9 protein-coding genes are annotated in these 17,665 nt (G+C 61.4%); 5 read left to right on the top strand and 4 right to left on the bottom strand.

Features of this window, described 5'->3' with window-relative positions; all coding sequences use genetic code 11:
• Positions 1-220 precede the first annotated feature (220 nt).
• A complete protein-coding gene (locus tag EYW45_RS21175; RefSeq protein ID WP_161137436.1) occupies positions 221-2,491 on the bottom strand; it encodes a metallophosphoesterase family protein in 2,271 nt (756 codons plus the stop codon).
• A gap of 72 nt (positions 2,492-2,563) precedes the next feature.
• Complete coding sequence (locus EYW45_RS21170) at positions 2,564-4,120, bottom strand: phospholipase D family protein (protein WP_161137435.1); 1,557 nt, start codon at positions 4,118-4,120, stop codon at positions 2,564-2,566.
• 234 nt (positions 4,121-4,354) lie between these two features.
• Here EYW45_RS21170 and EYW45_RS21165 point away from each other — a divergent pair, with 234 nt between their 5' ends.
• On the top strand, positions 4,355-4,789 hold the full coding sequence (locus tag EYW45_RS21165) for a DUF3597 domain-containing protein (protein WP_161137434.1): 435 nt from the start codon (positions 4,355-4,357) through the stop codon (positions 4,787-4,789).
• A gap of 234 nt (positions 4,790-5,023) precedes the next feature.
• Here EYW45_RS21165 and EYW45_RS24595 read toward each other — a convergent pair whose 3' ends face one another.
• Entirely contained in the window at positions 5,024-5,251 is a 228-nt protein-coding gene (locus EYW45_RS24595) for a hypothetical protein (RefSeq protein WP_235939171.1), read from the bottom strand.
• A gap of 128 nt (positions 5,252-5,379) precedes the next feature.
• On the opposite strand from EYW45_RS24595, the gene EYW45_RS21160 reads away from it, so the two are divergent.
• Positions 5,380-5,949, top strand: a complete 570-nt coding sequence (locus tag EYW45_RS21160) for a TIGR00645 family protein (RefSeq protein ID WP_161138012.1) — start codon at positions 5,380-5,382, stop codon at positions 5,947-5,949.
• Positions 5,950-6,072: 123 nt separating this feature from the next.
• Here the strand turns inward: EYW45_RS21160 and EYW45_RS21155 are convergent, their stop codons facing one another.
• Positions 6,073-6,588 (bottom strand): hypothetical protein, encoded by a 516-nt coding sequence (locus EYW45_RS21155; protein WP_161137433.1) that lies wholly within the window; start codon positions 6,586-6,588, stop codon positions 6,073-6,075.
• Between the two features lie 239 nt (positions 6,589-6,827).
• Between EYW45_RS21155 and EYW45_RS21150 the strand changes: the two genes are divergently transcribed.
• The 3 genes from EYW45_RS21150 to EYW45_RS21140 all read left to right on the top strand — a co-directional run bounded on the left by EYW45_RS21150 (position 6,828) and on the right by EYW45_RS21140 (position 17,664).
• Positions 6,828-7,517 carry a peptidoglycan DD-metalloendopeptidase family protein gene (locus EYW45_RS21150; RefSeq protein WP_161137432.1) on the top strand — a complete coding sequence of 230 codons (690 nt, stop codon included), beginning with the start codon at positions 6,828-6,830 and terminating at the stop codon, positions 7,515-7,517.
• Positions 7,518-8,621: 1,104 nt separating this feature from the next.
• Complete coding sequence (locus EYW45_RS21145) at positions 8,622-16,319, top strand: type I polyketide synthase (RefSeq protein ID WP_161137431.1); 7,698 nt, start codon at positions 8,622-8,624, stop codon at positions 16,317-16,319.
• Positions 16,320-16,329: 10 nt separating this feature from the next.
• Positions 16,330-17,664, top strand: coding sequence for an aminotransferase class I/II-fold pyridoxal phosphate-dependent enzyme (locus tag EYW45_RS21140; RefSeq protein WP_161138011.1), 1,335 nt, complete (start codon positions 16,330-16,332; stop codon positions 17,662-17,664).
• Position 17,665: the final 1 nt, after the last annotated feature.

Raw genomic sequence — 17,665 nt, 5'->3', positions numbered from 1 at the left:
AGATCGATGACATCCCGGCGCGGCGGGTGATCATAAATGATGCTCTTGGCTATCCGGCGTCGACACGCCCAGCCGTTTCATCTGGACTTGAGCATTGCGCGACCGCACAACCGTGCAATGACAGGAGGCTCCTCCCATGGCTAACCTTCAAACAAAAAACAGCCCTTGGTTTTCAAGGGCTGTTTCGCGCACATCGCGGACGAGCGCGACGACTTCCCGCTTACTTCAACGTCAACGCCTGCTGTCCCACCGGTGTCACGGTGCGGCCGTTCAGATCCACGGCAAACTTCATGTTCGGCGGCGCTTGCGTCACGCGGCTCATCGCTTCGAACAATGGCTTGAAGCGCGATTGAAACACCGCGCCAATCGTGTTGCTATCTGCCGGCTTGCCGCCTGTGGCCTTGATCGAGGCCGTCGACGTCCCCAATGCCGCATTGAATGCGCGGTACAGCCCGGCGCGCGGCTGCACATCGGCGTAGGCCAACTCCCCCGCATTGAACAAGCGATGAAAGTCCGTCGCCAGATCGATACCGGGCACCGCCGCCAGATCGCTCATCGCCAGGCCTTGCGCGCTCGCCAGTTGCGTCGCACGCACCCGTGCCGCATCCAGATCGGCGGTGAAGCGCGCCGTGTCGGTCGCAGAAGGCGCTGTGCCGTCCGGCACTGTGCAAGTGGTCAGATCCACCGGGAAGCCCCCATCGCGTTGCAACTGCGCCAATGTCACCGGCGTTTGCAGCACTGCCAGCGTGAGCAACTGATCGGCCGTGAGCTTGGTCACCATCTCACGCATCTCGCACGGCCAGTTGTTCTGCAGGAAGCGCAAGCGCGTGAGCTCAGAGATGTGCCACGACGCAAACTCGCGGTACGACTTGGCATTCAGCGCGTCCTTGTTCCACAAGATGCTGCCGGCTTGCGATTCGAGATAAGCATGCTCGGTGGCGTAATGCTCGAACAGCTCATTGAAGCGCGGCACGTTTTCCAGCACCACCGTGTCGATATCGACCTGATTGCCCGCCTTGAACTCGGCCAGCTTATAGGCCGGCACGTAGGCAGCCAGCGACGGCACCTGCACGTTGACCAGATAGTTTTCGCCGTTGTAGATCGCCGTATCGTTGGTATGCAAATGGCCCGCGAAGTGCAACTGCACGCCCGTTGCCGCCGCTGCAACGGTGGTGGCATCCGTAGGCTTGCGCTTCAGGTCCAGACCGCTTTCACCGAAGATCTGCGCGATCTGCTCGTTGCTGTTCTTGTAGAACTGCACCATCGGATAGTGGCCTGTGGTGATCAGCGTTTTGCCTTGCGCCTTGGCGCGGGCCGACACATCCTGCATCCACGCCACTACATGCTGCTTGTGCGTGACCATGCGGTTCCAGCCCGCATCGCCCGAGCCGGCGAAGTTATCGGCGCGCGTGCGTTGCGCGAGATCGGCATTGGCTTGCGGGATATACACGTTCGAATCCACCGCCATCACCCACACGCCCGGGATCGGCTCGACCAGATAGGTGGCGTCCGGTGTCTTCAGGCATTGCGTGTAATCCGCCTGCTTGAACGTATCGCCCGTGCCTTCGCGGCAGATTTCATATTGACGCGTATCGGCGCCCGACTCGCGTTGCGCCTGCGGCAGGCTGTAGCCCTCCACCGTGCGGTACGAGCTGTAAGGCGTTTCCCAATAGGTGTACTTGGCCTGCGGCGTGGAGCCATACAAGCTCATAAACGCCATCAGCGGTTCGTACCCCAACTGCTGGATTTCTTCCGTGCACACCGTGGGCAGATCGGCGCCTGCCGCCTGCTTCAATGCCCATGAGCTGGTGTAGTTGGCGCACTCCGAAGCGCCACCCTTGCTGTAGATGCGCTGCGTTTTGCCACCCACCCCCAGGAAATCGCTTTTGCCTGCCGCCATCGTGAAAGGGCGCACCGGATCGTGATTGCCGAACGTGGCCAGAAACTCGACCCCGTGGCGTGCCGCGTACTCGTCCATGATGCGCTTCAAGCCACGCATGTGCACAGGTTGTCCGTCATCGCTGAAGTCGCCCGGCAACACGATAAGCTTCACGCCTTTCGCGACCGCGTCGTCCAGCGCCGCACGAAATGCGAAGTAGTTTTCGTTGAACAGGCGTGTAGACGTAAGCTGCGCGTACATCGTGCGGATCGTCGCGTTCTGATTACTGGCGCGCGTGGGCAGGCCTGCGAACGAGCCGTCTTCGAACTGGCCATACACATCGTGGAAGTGAACATCGGAAATGAACGCCACTTTCACCGATGGCTTCGTGGGCGTCTCGCCAACGGGATCCGTGACGGGCGGCGTGCCGGGATCGGGATTGCCGGGCGTGGTGGGTGGTGTACCGGTGTCGGGCGGCGTGCCGCCCCCCGGCGTTTCAGCCACCGGTGGCGTAACGGAGCCGTTATCGTCATCGTCATCGCCACCACATGCCGTCAATGCAAACGCCGCGGCCAACACCACCGCCAGCCGGCGTTTCTGAAATCCCAACATCGCTGCCACCTTACAAACTCATGAAAGGCGGTCATAGTGCCCCGCGAATATGAACGGGGTATGGCAATGGCGCTAAAGTTGATTCTCGATCGGCAACCAACCGAGCACCCGCACGCTGGCACGTTGCCACCATGAGGTCTCCGGGTCCACATCCAACTGCTTAGGCGGCTTGCTTCGACGATCCTCCCACACCAGGCGATCGTCGGTCAGTTGCACGCGATAGCTGTGGTCAGGCCCGGTATGCAATGTAAAGAGCGCCATCAGCTCCTTTGCCACATCGGCGTTGTCGAAGAGCAGCCCCATCTCCGTATTCAACCGTACCGAGCGTGGATCGAAATTGAACGACCCCACAAAGCCCCGCTGCCCGTCGACAATGAACGCCTTGGTATGCAGGCTGGCCCCACTCGATCCAAACAGACTCGTCTCCGTATCGCCAAACGGCATCAGCTCATAAAGCCGCACGCCGCCACGCAGCAAGGCTTCCCGATAGCGCGAATACCCGCTATGTACCGCCGCCACATCGTTCGAGGCCAGCGAATTGGTCAACACGGTCACCTGACGGCCCTGCTGCGCAGCATCGATCAGTTGTTGCGTGCCGTCGGCGCCCGGCACAAAGTACGGCGAAATGATCGACAGATCCTGCGTCGCGGTGCGACCCACCGCGAGAATGTCCTCGATCAACCAGTTGCTTTCGTCACCCTGCCCCAACGCTTTCTCGGGCGGGTCCGACACGATCCGTGCCGACGACGTCCAGTGCGGACGCTTCGACCCATCGAGATACGCGCCCACCGTAGCCGAGCGCGCCACGTGCGACAAATAAGGTTCGGCGTCTGCACTTGCACGCAGCGCCCGCGAACTTTCCCGCAAGCCGTCGAGTGTGAGCGACGTGCGCTCGCGCAGCGCATCGATGGGCAGTAGCGCGCGGCTATTCCAGAATGCGTCGAAGATGCCGGCCGCCTCACCCACGGCGCGGCCCAACACCAGCACATCGGCATCGAGGAAGTTGGTGGCATGCGCCGCATCGAAATACTCGTCGCCGATATTGCGCCCGCCCACCACGGCCAATTGCCCATCGACGATCCAGGCCTTGTTATGCATGCGCCGATTGAGACTCAACCCGCGAAACAACATCTCGAACGCTCGACCGATCGTGCCGCCGCGATTGCGAGAAGGATTGAATAGCCGGATGTCGATGTTGGGATGCTTGACCATGGCGCGCATGGCATCGTCGCTGCCATGCGCATTGATGTCGTCCAGCAGCACCCGTACGCGCACGCCCCGATCCGCGGCGGCAAGCAGTTCGCCCGCCAGGAGACGTCCGGTGAGATCGTCGTGCCACAGGTAATACTGCACATCGAGCGTGCGTCCCGCATGACGCGCCGAGAGTGCCCGTATGGCAAAGGCATCGGCGTTATCGGAGACCAGCACGAGCCCACTTCGATCGGGATGGGCCGTCACCAGGGGTGCCACCGCTGCGTCGATCATCGTGGTGGCGCCGCCCGGTGCAATCGAATGGCTCGGCTCGCCCATCGCCGAATCCGCAAATCGCCCATACGCATAGAGCGACAGCCACGATCCGACGACCAGAAGGGTTACCACGATAAGGATGAATTTCACCGCACGACGCATATGTTTTCCTGCCGGCCGCAAAGGTTGAAACGGGAGAGCACGTCGATACGGGCCTCCGCAGGGACCTCCGCAAGGGCCTCCATCCGGGCTTGTTTGAGCTGCCATTGAACCACGTCGTAAGCGTGGCTTAGTTCGATCGTTCACTGCGCAATTTGCCGGATCGACGGGCGCGGTCCTTGCTGCGGGAGGCCGCGGCGTCGCCGTCACCTTTGCGTGCTTACCTGGAGATAGGCAATGAATATATTCAAAGCAATTCTCAATAAAATCTTCCCGTCCGATCATCCCGCCAACGCAGAAGCCTCAGGCAGCGCCCCCTCGGGTGGCGTACCGGGCACCCAAGCCGGCACCGCCGCTGCTCCCCCGGCCGGCACCCCAGCGCCGGGCGGCGCCCCTGCGGCCACCGCGACGCCTGTCGATGTGAATGCCGTACTCACCGAGATGCAATCGCACAACAGCGAAAAGCTCAATTGGAAAACGTCTATCGTCGATCTGCTCAAGCTGCTTGGCCTTGACAGCAGCCTTAACGCACGCAAGCAATTGGCTGCCGAATTGAACTACACCGGTAGCACCGATGACTCCGCCGCCATGAATATCTGGCTGCACAAAGAAGTGATGAAGAAACTGGCCGCCAACGGTGGCAAGCTGCCGGACGATCTGAAAGACAATTGATCCGACGATACCGTCAGGGCGCATCCGTCGGCCGAGCCGGGTCGACGATGCGCCGTTCATGCCACGCAGCAAGATCTTCATCGCTGATGCTGGCCTCTCTGCCGGAATGCTGCGATAGGCCATCTCGCGCCCATGTCTCCAGCGCCAGTGATGCAACCTCGGTCTTATAAAGCTGGATCCTGCCATCCACGACCAGTCCCGCGGGTAACGCACGGATCGAGGTGCCCGTGATCGTCAGATCGCCGTGCACGACCAGCCGGGTCGGTAGCCGTTGATAAGCCCAGGGATCCTTGCCGTCAGGGGACCATCCACCACGCAAAATCCGGCGTCGTCTGGGTGTGCGCCGTTGACCGAGAGGCTGTCGCAACCCGGTGTGCGATCTTCGTAGAGCTGCCACGCGCCCATCGCGATTGCAATCGCGACACCCACCCCCACATAGCGCAACAGATGGCTTTTTTTCACTTTGTTTGTCCGCTCGCGGATACGTTGCGCAACCCTATGTTGCGGCGCGGCATTTCATCGCTTACCGCGATACACTACGCGCCCAGTCTAACTGTAAGTACCTGATTTTGATCAAACCTTCCGAGCCCATGAAGACCTTGCCTCCTGCCCGCTTAGGCTTTTTGCCCGCCCTGATTTTCAGCTCGCGCTGGCTGCAATTGCCGCTTTATCTCGGCCTCATCGTCGCCCAAGGCGTTTACGTATTTCTGTTCTTGAAAGAACTCTGGCATCTGGTCACCCATGCCTCGTCATTCGGCGAGCTGGAAATCATGCTGCTGGTGCTGGGCTTGATCGATGTGGTGATGATCTCAAACCTGCTGCTGATGGTGATCGTGGGCGGGTATGAAACGTTCGTGTCGCGCCTGCGGCTGGAAAACCACCCCGATCAGCCGGAATGGCTCAGTCACGTCAACGCCAGCGTGCTGAAGGTAAAGCTGGCGATGGCCATCATCGGCATCTCGTCGATTCACCTGCTGCGCACCTTTATCGAAGCCGGCAGCATCGGCATCGAAAACTCCCGCTTCACCGAAGCCGGCGTGATGTGGCAAACGATTATCCACGTTGTGTTTATCTTGTCGGCAATCGGAATTGCTTACGTAGATAAGCTCAGCACGCCGGTGTTTCATCCGGAACATGCGACACGCGATCCGTTGAATTGATGCGGTAGCGCGCCCATGCCAGATAGAAGAAGAGCCCGATCGGCAAGACTGCCGATCGGGCTCTTCAGCATGCGGGCGATCGAATTGCGACGCGTCAGTCAGTGACGCATCAACTCGTCAACGTCAACCTGCGTGGCCGGGATCGACCACGTGCATCATGAACGTCTCGAGCGCACGCTGCACGTTGGCCTCGAATTCGGGCGCGTCAGGCGCCCCCAGACTCCATCGGGTCTCGCCCGAACCGGCGCTGCCGGACGTCAACGCACCCACCGGCTGCGCCGCTGCATAAGCCAAATTCTGATCGGCATGCACGTCCACCGTAAATTTATAGATCACATTCCGCCGCACATCTTCGGGCGTCGTATTGAGCGTGAATGACAGCGCCACGTACAGCCGATCGCCGCGATAGATCGGACCTTCGATCGTGGGCTTGCCGCCATCGCGCTGGATCGCGGCGGACTCCAGCTGCAGTTGCTGCTCCAGCCGGGCGGCCGGTCCCGCCAAACGGCGTTTCACGTTTTCAGTGCGCTCGGTTTCGGCACGCTGGCGGTCGACGCGAGCGGCTTCGGACACACGGGCACGCTCCGCCTTGTCCACTTTGGCCCGCTCGTAGGCCGTCATTGCGGTGATCGTCGTCATTGCCTTCCTTAAATACCGTTCGCTTATGAATACCCATAGTAGTCCTATGAATATTGCGAGCGTGACATTGTGTATTTACCCAGCGCGAATTAAGGAGACGCACGCTATCCTACGGGGCTGAATTTTTGTCCGACATAACGACCGGCGTGTGAAGCGCCGCAGCGCAACCGAGGTTTCCCCTGACGTTTTCCCACACGGTCGCTCGCACTGCCGCGACACCATCCCATCCCTTCGCGCGCATGCGCGCCCTCCTTGCCGCCAGCGTGCTGGCTTTGTTGACCGCCTGTGCTTCGACGCCATCGACCGGTCCGGTCGGCCCCGGCGAGTACCGCGTGCAAGCCGGCGACACGCTCACCTCCATCGCGCGCCGTAACGGCACCACGGTCAGCCAGATCATGCGGTTGAATAACCTGCCCAACGCCAATCGCATCAGCGTGGGAGAAGTGCTGAAGGTGGGCGGCGGTAGCACGGCCACCGCGAGTTCCTCGCCGTCGGCACCCGCACGCAGTCCCAGCCGACGCGCGCCCGCCAGTGCGCCCGAGGCGCCTTCAGGCCCCGTGGGCAACATCAGCCTGGCGTGGCCCGCAGCCGGTAATGTGTCGCGCCGATTCGATGGCTCGGCGCAAAAGGGAATCGATATTGCGGGCACCTCAGGCGCGCCGGTCACGGCTGCTGCTGCAGGCGATGTGGCCTACGCGGGCGATGCCTTGCGGGGATATGGCAACCTCATCATCCTGCGTCATCCCGGTAACTTCTTGACGATCTATGCGCATAACCGCAGGTTGTTGGTGAAGGAAGGGCAGAAGATTTCACAAGGGCAAAAAATTGCTGAAGTAGGCGGACGCGCCAACGGTGCACCCACGCTGTACTTTGAAGTGCGGGCTGGGGGTGTGCCGACCGATCCGCAGCGGTATTTGCCCTCTCGATAGTGGCGTGTGACGTTGCCCTGTTACGTTCTCGGACCGGTTTGACACCGTGTCGGCTAGACATCTGCTCGGACTGCGCGCTCCCTCGCGCCCCGCATCCATGCTGCATCGCGGCGATAACGTGCATCGCCAACGCATGATCGTTTCCATCCAAATTTCGTCGCGTCAAACAGACGAAGTCGCCTGAATTTGTAATTGAGGCAGGATGAGGGCGTAATTCTTTCGTACGAATCCCACGGCAGCAGCTTATAAAGAGACATACCGCTTGGAGTCTCGCGCCATGTTTGTTGTTTTCGCCGTTTTTTTTGCCGCGTCGCTCGGATTTGCTGCTGGCGTCATCTGCCGCAGCGCCTGGGGCCGCGAAGAAGCTTGAGGGGTCCGGACCATTCAGGGTCCACTTGCGTCATCTCCTCAATGACCAAAGCTTGCCGGGTTGAAGCCCGCGCGAGTCATGGCTCCTTTGCCGTTGGCCGATGGCCGTTGCCCAATGGCGTTGAACGGCCAGGCAATGCATGCCGTTGCCTAATGCGCCGTACGAGGCGTACCCAGCTCAATCCCCCGAGCACACGGGCAATCCACCTCAAGCACATGCTCATGCCGCATACCACTCAGCTGCATCATCCATGGTTGAGTACCACACCGATTCGGCAAAATCGGCAATTATCATTCAATCGTTGCTGAATCCCCACTGAATCGGTAATGACCCGCGCTAAATCGCTGCGATAAATCGATTAATCCACCACAAGTGTTTCAAGATTTATCATCATCACTACTGTCCCATAATTTCGACGATTATCTCGCCCCACGTCGAGATACCTCGTCACACGGCAAGTGTTGTGATCTCGCTGCCAATTGCCGTCCAAACGTTTCCAGGCGGCCTGATTTCATCCTAAAGTTGTAATACTATCTATCCCCGCTCAGCATTGGCCCTTAAAATCGCCTGTGCTGGACACATTTTTATACATCGGACTTTCTAACAATTGACGAGTTGACTCGCAATTAATCGACGTCCTATCCATGCATTTTAATTGCACTCGATTGCGTACCAATTGTTTCCGATACAGGTGGGCAACATATCCGCCTCAGCAAATACCAGGATGAGAGTAAATGAGTAAGCGTGTCGCAATAATCGGTTACTCATTCCGGTTCCCTGGCACCACCGCAGCCACATATTGGCAAGATCTGCTCAAAGGCGCTGACCTCGTCACGCAAGTCGAAGCCTCGCGCTGGGCCGACGATGCCTACCTGCACCCCGCCAAATCGCAGCCCGGCACGGCCTATACCTTCGCTGCGGGCTCCATTGGCGATGTGTCAGGCTTCGACGCCGCCTTCTTCGGCATTTCCCCGCGCGAAGCCGCGCTCATGGATCCGCAGCAACGCGTGCTGATGGAGCTGTGCTGGGAAGCCATGGAGCACGCCGGCGTCAAGCCCTCTGCCTTGCGCGGCAGCGATTGCGCCGTCTACATCGGCATCGCCAGCGCAGACTATTCCTATCGCTTTGCAGACGACCTGTCGGCAGTCGATTCGTCAATCGCCACCGGCAACACCGCCAGCATTGCCGCCAACCGCCTGTCCTACGCGTTCGACTTGCGCGGGCCCAGCATGGCGGTCGATACCGCGTGCTCATCGTCGTTGGTCGCGTTTCACCAAGCCTGCCAATCGATCTTGTCTGGTGAAAGCACACACGCTGTGGCCGGCGGCGTCAGCCTGCATTTGCACCCGTATGGCTTCATCACATTTTCAAAGGCGTCGATGCTGTCGCGCACCGGCCGCTGCCAGGTGTTCGACGCAGCCGGCGACGGCTACGTGCGTTCCGAAGGCGGTGGCTTGTTCCTGCTCAAGGACTATGACCAGGCTGTGGCCGATGGCGATCGCATCATTGCCGTCGTCGCCAACACATCCGTCAACACCGACGGCAAGAAATCCGGGTTGACGGTACCCAGCGCCGACGCACAAATCGCGCTGATGCGCCGCGCCTACGAACAAGCCGGCATCGATCCCGCGCGCATCGACTACCTGGAAGCCCACGGCACCGGCACCGCAGTCGGCGATCCGATCGAATCGCGCGCCATCGGCGAAGCGCTCGGCAAAACGCGTCCCAAAGGCAACCCGTTGCCGATCGGATCGGTCAAAAGCAATATGGGCCACCTCGAAGCGGCCTCTGGCGTGGCAGGCTTGGTCAAAGCCTTGCATTGCCTGGAGCATCGCGAGATACCGGCCACGATCGGGATCAAGACGCTCAACCCCCTCATCGAATTCGACGCGTGGAACATCGATGTGGTGCAGTCGCGCCGCGCGCTGCCTGCCACCGGCGATCTGGTGGTGGGCGTGAATTCGTTCGGCTTTGGCGGCGCCAACGCCCACGTCGTGCTGCTGCGCGAAGATAGCTCGCGTGCGCCCAAGGTCAATAAGCTTGCCAAGACCGCGCCCATTCCGATGGTCGTGTCAGGCAAAACCGTGGAGGCCCTCAAGGCTGCGGCGCGCGACATGGCCGCCGCCCTGGCCGACAGCAACAGCGCCCATTTCTACGACATCGCGTATCACGCCGCGCAGCGTCGCGAATGGCACGACCAACGCGCGTTGGTGTTTGGCACCAACGGACGCGACGTGGCCAAGAAGCTGGCCGACTTCGCCGACGACAACGCACCCAAATTCAGCGTGCAAAGCGGCACGGCCGTCCCCCACGCCAATGGGCCGGTGTTTATCTATTCCGGCAACGGCTCACAGTGGGCCGGCATGGGCCGCCGAATGCTGGAAGATCCGGTATTTGCGGAAGCCATTCACGAAGTCGACGCGCTGTTCTCGACGTATGCCGACTACTCGCTTGAAGACGAATTGGCCGGTCGCAATGGCGAGGACCGCTACGCCTTCACCGAAATCGCCCAGCCGGCGCTGTTCGCCATCCAGGTTGGCGTCACACGCATGTTGCGCCAGCGCGGCGTAAGCCCGGTTGCCGTAGCCGGCCACAGTGTGGGCGAGGTGGCTGCAGCATGGGCCTGCGGCGCCCTGCCCTTGGCGCAAGCGGTAAAGGTGATCTTTCACCGCAGCCGTCTACAAGGCACCACCAAAGGCAGCGGTCAGATGACGGGCGTGGGTCTCGGCGGCGATGCCGTCGCGGCCTTGATCACGAGTCTGAAGCTCGACGCCGTATGCGTGGCGGGCCGCAATAGCTCGTCGGGGTCCACCGTTGCCGGTCATCCCGATCAGCTCACCATTCTGGAAAGTGCGTTGGCCAAGCAGCGCACCTTCTGCAAACGTCTCGATCTGGATTACGCGTTTCACAGTCCGGCCATGGCCGAGATCGAAGCCGACCTGCGCGAGGCCTTGTCCGACATCGGCCCGCAAGCCGGCACGATCCCGTTTTATTCCGCGGTGACCGGCGAGCGGATCGAGGGCGGCGAGCTCGATGCCGAATACTGGTGGCGCAACATCCGCGAACCGGTGCTCTTCCAACCCGCCGTCGATGCCCTGGTCGCCCAAGGCCACAACGTATTCGTTGAAGTGGGCCCGCATCCTGTGCTGCGTTCCTATCTCAACCACGCGCTCAAAGACGCCGCACTCGAAGGTCAGGTGTTCGTCACTGCCGCTCGCGGCGACGACGACCCCGCACGCGTGCGCGCGGCCGCCGGCTCGATCATGGTGGCGGGTGTGGACACGGATTGGTCGTCGATCTTTCCGTGGGTGGGCAAGCACGTCGATCTGCCCGGCTATCCGTGGCAACGCGAACGTCACTGGCACCCGGTCACGCAGCAATCGCTGGGCTTGCTCGAACGCCACAACGTGCATCCGCTGCTGGGGCACCCGTTGCGCCAGCACGCCAATACCTGGGAAGTGCGGCTCGATACGCTGCTGCACCCGTGGCTGGCCGATCACGTGGTGGGCGGCGCCACCGTGTTTCCCGGCACCGGCTTTGCCGAAATCGCGTTGGCCGCTGCCCTGCAGGCGCATGCCACCGATGTGGTGGAAATCGAAGAACTCGAGATTCACGCCCCGCTGCTGCTTGCCGAAGAACCCTCGAAACTGCTGCGCATCACGGTCGATCCCAGCGATGGCCGCATCGATATCAGTGCCAAGGAACTCAATAGCGACGAGCCCTGGACGCGCCACGCCAGCGCACGCATTTTGCAGCAGGCCAATATCGCCACATTGTCGGCGCGCGAGCCCGTGCCTGCCCCCCGCGATGCGCTCGTCTTTACCGGCGAGCAGCACGTGGCCATGACGCAGGCGGCAGGCCTGGACTACGGCCCCGCCTTTCAAGCCATCACCCGCGGTTATCACGAGGCGGACGGCGTAGTGGTCGCCCGCCTCCAGTTGCCGGCCGCGTTGGCCACACAGCAAGCAGACGCACACACCGCGCTGCACCTGCACCCGGCGCTGCTCGATTGCACCTTTCAGCTCATCATCCAGTTGCTGGCGGACGAGGCTGCCGCCGATCGCGGCATGGCGTTCGTGCCCGCCAAGATGGGCCGCATCACCGTGCGCGCCGGCAATGCCGTGCCGCATACCGTGCGCGCGCGCTTGCTGCGTCGTGCGCCCCACTCGCTGGTGGCCGAGTTCGAACTGTTCGACGCCAAGGGCGTCCACATTGCCGCCATTCGCGACGCTCGTTTTCGCAGCATCCGCTTGCGTAAAAGCGCGGCCGAACATCTCGACTTTCTGGACTATGCCGGCACCTTGCAACCGCATCCGCTGCGGGCGCAACACGGCGCGGCCCCCCTCGCGGCCAGCACGTTGCACGACGCCTTGGCCACTGCGGCCGCCACGGCCGGTGAGCTGCTCAGCGGCCAGCGTTACGCCAATGAAGTCGATCCGCTGCTCGACAGCCTTTGCGCGCGCTTCACCATCGAAGCCTTGCGCGAACTGTGCAGCGACGGCGCCCACCTGAGCTCAGCCACGGTGATGGCCTGCCGCAAGCAAGGTCAGGATGCCGCAGTGCTGCTCGACCGCCTGCTCGCGCGCACGATCGAAGACGGCATGGCGCACGCCACAACGTCCGGCTGGACCATCCTGCCCGATGGCGAAGAAAGCCCCAGCGCTGAAGACATCTGGAACAGCCTGGTACGCGAGTACCCCGACTACTTCCCCGCAGTGCAAGCCGTGGGCCGCGTGGGCCTGCATCTCACCGCCCTGTTGCGCGGCAAGATCGGCCTGGATGAGGTGCGCCCCGCCCACGTTACGCCAGCCGCCTTGGCTGCCTTGATGCAAGGCACCGACGCCCGCGAACACATCGCCAAGACGATCGCGCGCCAACTGCGTGATGCCCAACTGCGCACCACGCACCGGCGCGTTCGCGTATTGGAACTCGGCGCCGAAGGCCCCGTATTCGGCGTTGCGTGCTGCAACGCGATCGACCCCACACGCGGCGACTACCGGTATGTGAGCCTGGACGACAGTTTGCCGGAAGCCGCCCAACGCCTGCACGAACGCTTTCCCGATGCCGACGTGATGACGCGTTCGGTGGCGGACGACGCCAGCGCGCCGGTCGACCTCGCCATCGTCAGCGCCGACTTTTCCTCCCTTGAAGAAACCCGCGCTGCCCTCGAGTACGCGGGCCAACATCTCGCAACGGACGGCGTGCTGCTCTTCAGCGGCCAGCATCCTGCAAGTTGGCTCGACTTCATCTTCGGCGGGCATGCCGCCTGGTGGGTCGACAGCCCCACCAAAACCAAAGTTTCCAGCGCGCAAGGCATCGCGTTCTGGCAACACGAGCTTGCGCAAACGCTCAACACTGAGGCCAAGCCTGCGCTCGGCTTTATCACCGATGCCAATGCGGGTGCTTACGTGCTGGTGGGTAGCCATGCAGCTGCCGCAGCAGCCGTAAATGCCACCTCGCGGGCCGGTAGTGCGGTGTCAAGCGCCACCGTGCAAGCCGGCGCAAGCTGGCTGCTCCTGGCCGACGAAAAGGGTGCCGATCGCGATATCGCCATCACGCTGCTGGCGCATCTGGTGCAAGCCGGTGCCCGCGCACGCATCGTGGCCGCGCACGACACTACCGCCATCGCTGCGCACTTTTCAGCGATCACGATGCATGCCAAAGCGGCCGTCAACGTGGTCATGCTCGCCGGCCTCAATCTGCCCCAGGCACTGGCGCAAGACACGACCGACGCCGACGCCCTCGTCGCCCTACAGGCCGAGCGCTGCGCGCACACGGCCGGGCTCGTGCAGGTGTTCGAACGCCAGCAAGTGCCGGCCACGCTCTGGCTCATCACGCGCAACGCCATGCAGTCGCTGGCGTTTGCCGAAGTGCCCGCCCAACCGGCCTCGCAGCTGGCTGCGCTCAACGACGCCGCCTTGTGGGCCTTCGGCCGCACCTTGATGAACGAGGCCAGCAACTTCCGCGTGCGCCTGGTCGACCTGCCGCTGGACGCTCGGGAATCGAAGTCTGCCAGCACACAAGACGTGGTGAACGCCCTCTCGCGCGAGTTGCTGCATCCTACGGACGAACACGAAGTCGTGTTGACCGCAGACGGCAGCCGCTATGCGCCGCGTCTGCGTCCGCACGCGCGCCCCGTCAACGTCGCGGCCACCACAGTGGCCAACGATAACGTGCGCCTGGGCTTCGAGTTTCCCGGCCAATTGCGCAACCTGCGTTGGGAAGCCTGCCCCTCGATTGCACCGGCCGATGACGAACTTGAAGTGGAGATTCGCGCCACGGGTCTGAACTTCCGCGACGTGATGTATGCGCTGGGCCTGCTCTCTGACGAAGCCATCGAGAACGGCTTTGCCGGCCCTTCGCTTGGACTGGAATTTGCCGGAGTAGTGACGCGTATCGGCGCCAACGTGGCCGGCTACGCCATCGGCGACGCCGTGGTCGGCTTCGGCCCCACAAGCTTCAGCGCGCGCACCCTTACGAAAGCCAGTGCCATCTCGCACATCCCGGCCGGCTTTTCGTTTGAAGCCGCCGCGACCATCCCCAGCACCTTCTTCACGGTGTACTACGCGCTCAATCACCTGGCGCACCTGGAAGCAGGCGAGAAGATCCTGATCCACGGCGCTGCCGGCGGCGTCGGGATCGCCGCGATCCAGTTCGCGCAATGGCGTGGCGCGGAAATCCACGCCACCGCAGGATCCCCGGAAAAGCGCGACTTCCTGCGCTTGATGGGTGTGAAGCACATCTACGACTCCCGCACCCTGACCTATGCCGACGAGATCCTGCGCGCCACCGGTGGCCGCGGCGTCGACGTCGTACTCAACTCGCTCGCCGGCGAGGCCATCAACCGCAATCTGAATGTGCTCAAGCCGTTCGGGCGTTTCCTGGAACTCGGCAAACGCGACTTCTACGAAAACACCCGCATCGGTTTGCGCCCGTTCCGCAACAACATCAGCTACTTCGGCATCGACGCCGATCAGCTCATGCACGAACGGCCCGCCCTCACGCATCGCCTCTTTGGCGAAATGATGGCGCTGTTCCAGCAAGGCGTTCTGCACCCGCTGCCCTACCGCGCGTTTGATGCCAACCAAGTGGTCGATGCGTTCCGCTACATGCAGCAAGCGCGCCAGATCGGCAAGATCGTGGTCACATACCGCGAGCACTTGCGCCATGTAGCGCAAGCCCGCGCTGCCGCCAAGCCCGCGTTGGCTTTGCAAAGCGATGCCACCTATCTGGTCACTGGTGGCTTGGGCGGATTCGGCCTGCGCGCGGCGCAATGGCTCGTTGAAAAAGGCGCACGCAACCTCGTCCTGCTTAGCCGATCCGGCCCCGCCAGCGAGGTGGCACAAGCCGCCATCGGCGGCTTCGAAGCCGCAGGCGTGAAGGTCCTGGCCGCCGCCTGCGACGTGACCGATCGCGATGCCGTTGCCGGCCTGCTCGCTCAAGCAGCGCTCACCCTACCGCCATTGCGCGGCATCGTGCACGCGGCCACCGTGATCGACGACGGCTTGATCCGCAGCACCGATCTTGCCCAGATCAACAACGTACTGCGCCCGAAGATCGTGGGCGCCACACACCTGCATCAGCTCACGCTGGATGTGCCGCTCGACTTTTTCGTGATGTTCTCATCGGCCACCACCTTGTTCGGCAACCCCGGTCAAGGCAACTACGTGGCCGCCAACGGCTGGCTCGAAGCGCTGGCGCAACATCGCCGTGCCAACGGCCTTGCAGCCACGTGCGTACGTTGGGGCGCGATCGATGACGTGGGCTTTTTGGCCCGCAACGAAAAAATCAAAGATGCCCTGCAAGGCCGCATGGGCGGACATGCCCTGCACTCCAATGTGGCCTTGAGCGCGCTCGAAGACATGATGCTCACGGATGCCTCTGGCCTGGGCGTGCTCGACCTCGACTGGCGCGCCTTGGCGCGCTTCCTGCCCAGCGCCGAAAGCCTGAAATTCGACGCCTTCGCCCGCCGCAACCGCGGTGGCGAAGGCGACGACGGCGGCGCCGAAGACATCGCGCTCATGCTTGAAACGCTGGCACCCGAAGCACTGCATGAGCGGTTCGTCGACATGCTGAAAAGCGAAGTGGGCGAAATCCTGCGCGTTTCGAACGACAAGATCGATGCCGCCTGCTCGCTCTACGACATGGGCCTGGATTCGCTGATGGGTGTGGAATTGGTGGTGGCGCTAGAAAGCCGATTCGGCGTGCGCCTGCCCGTGATGGCCTTGAGCGAAAGCCCGACCATCAATCGACTGGCGGAACGCATGATTAACCTCGTGCGCGGCGGCGACGATGACGTAGGCTTGGACGCAGTGGCAGTACAAGTGAACCAGATCGCATCGCAACACGCTGCACATGTATCCGATGCTGAGATCGAGCGCATCACCAAAGAATTGAAGTCCGGTACCAACACCTCCTTGATTCGCGGCTAATCCCATGACAATGACCTTGGGCAAAAAGCCCGGATTGACGCTCCAACTTAAAGACAAGCTGATTCAGCAAGCACTCGAGCGAAAGCTTAAACAAGTGGGAGATATTGCCTCGGCGGCGTCCAGGGTACTCGGCAATAGCAGTGCTATACCGGAGCAGCACTATCGCTTCCATTTGCATCCCGGCTATCAACAACTACGCATCATTAATGACGGTGCTGCACGGATGGGAGTTGCTAGCCCATTCTTCAAAGTGCATGAGGGCACCGCTGGAGCCTCAACGCAGATCGCGGGGAAGTCGTACGTTAACTACGCAAGCTACAACTATCTGGACTTATCCGGCGATCCAGAAATTGCGAAGGCTGCAAAAGACGCCATCGACAAGTATGGAACATCGGTGTCCGCCAGCCGTTTGGTTTCTGGTGAACGACCGATACATCGTCAGCTAGAGCGTGAGCTCGCTGACCTATACGAAGTAGACGACTCAATCACATTTGTCAGCGGCCATGCCGCAAACGTCTCGACAATCGGTCACTTGTTTGGCCCGCGTGATCTGGTGCTGCACGATGAACTGATTCACAACAGCGTACTTCAAGGCATTCAGCTTTCTGGGGCCCGCCGCTTGCCGTTTGCTCATAATGACTGGGAAGCGGTAGACATCATTCTGTCGCAGCAACGGCGCAATTTTGAACGTGTGCTAATCGTGGTCGAAGGCATCTACAGCATGGATGGTGACTACCCGAACCTTCCGGAATTTGTCGATATCAAACGGCGTCATCACGCCTTCTTAATGGTTGACGAAGCACACTCCTTAGGTGTGATGGGCAAGCGGGGCTACGGCATCCGCGAGCACTTCGGGTTATCCGGCAAAGATGTGGACATCTGGATGGGCACGCTCAGCAAGTCACTTGCAGGTTGCGGTGGCTATATTGCCGGAGAATCTGCTCTTGTAGAACATCTAAAGTTCTTGGCACCGGGCTTCCTCTATAGCGTGGGAATGCCCCCATCAGTAGCGGCGTCGTCCCTTGCAGCATTGCGCAAGATGAAACGGGAACCCGATCGTGTCGGCTTGCTGCAAGCGCGAGGTATGTACTTTCTTGAACAGGCGCGAGCAGCAGGAATTGATACAGGCACCAGTACGGGATTCGCCGTCATCCCCGCCATTGCTGGAAGTTCGCTCAAGGCAGCGAGAGCGTCGGCTGAGTTGTTCAAACACGGAATCAACGTTCAGCCCATTCTTTATCCAGCTGTGCCTGAAAAGGCTGCACGCCTTCGCTTCTTTGTGTCGTGCCGACACACCGAGCAGGATATTTCCACCACGGTTGATCTGCTAGCAAGAGCGTTCTAGG

This window comes from Schauerella aestuarii, from assembly GCF_009866805.1.
Taxonomy (GTDB): Bacteria; Pseudomonadota; Gammaproteobacteria; order Burkholderiales; family Burkholderiaceae_B; genus Schauerella; species Schauerella aestuarii.
This window is presented reverse-complemented; position numbering and strand designations above follow the sequence as displayed.

What these genes read in the sequence shown, in the direction of transcription:
- EYW45_RS21175 (WP_161137436.1), bottom strand. Translation starts at nt 2,491, where the DNA reads ATGTTGGGATTTCAGAAACGCCGGCTGGCGGTGGTGTTGGCCGCGGCG.
- EYW45_RS21170 (WP_161137435.1), bottom strand. Translation starts at nt 4,120, where the DNA reads ATGCGTCGTGCGGTGAAATTCATCCTTATCGTGGTAACCCTTCTGGTC.
- EYW45_RS21165 (WP_161137434.1), top strand. Translation starts at nt 4,355, where the DNA reads ATGAATATATTCAAAGCAATTCTCAATAAAATCTTCCCGTCCGATCAT.
- EYW45_RS21160 (WP_161138012.1), top strand. Translation starts at nt 5,380, where the DNA reads ATGAAGACCTTGCCTCCTGCCCGCTTAGGCTTTTTGCCCGCCCTGATT.
- EYW45_RS21155 (WP_161137433.1), bottom strand. Translation starts at nt 6,588, where the DNA reads ATGACGACGATCACCGCAATGACGGCCTACGAGCGGGCCAAAGTGGAC.
- EYW45_RS21150 (WP_161137432.1), top strand. Translation starts at nt 6,828, where the DNA reads ATGCGCGCCCTCCTTGCCGCCAGCGTGCTGGCTTTGTTGACCGCCTGT.
- EYW45_RS21145 (WP_161137431.1), top strand. Translation starts at nt 8,622, where the DNA reads ATGAGTAAGCGTGTCGCAATAATCGGTTACTCATTCCGGTTCCCTGGC.
- EYW45_RS21140 (WP_161138011.1), top strand. Translation starts at nt 16,330, where the DNA reads ATGACCTTGGGCAAAAAGCCCGGATTGACGCTCCAACTTAAAGACAAG.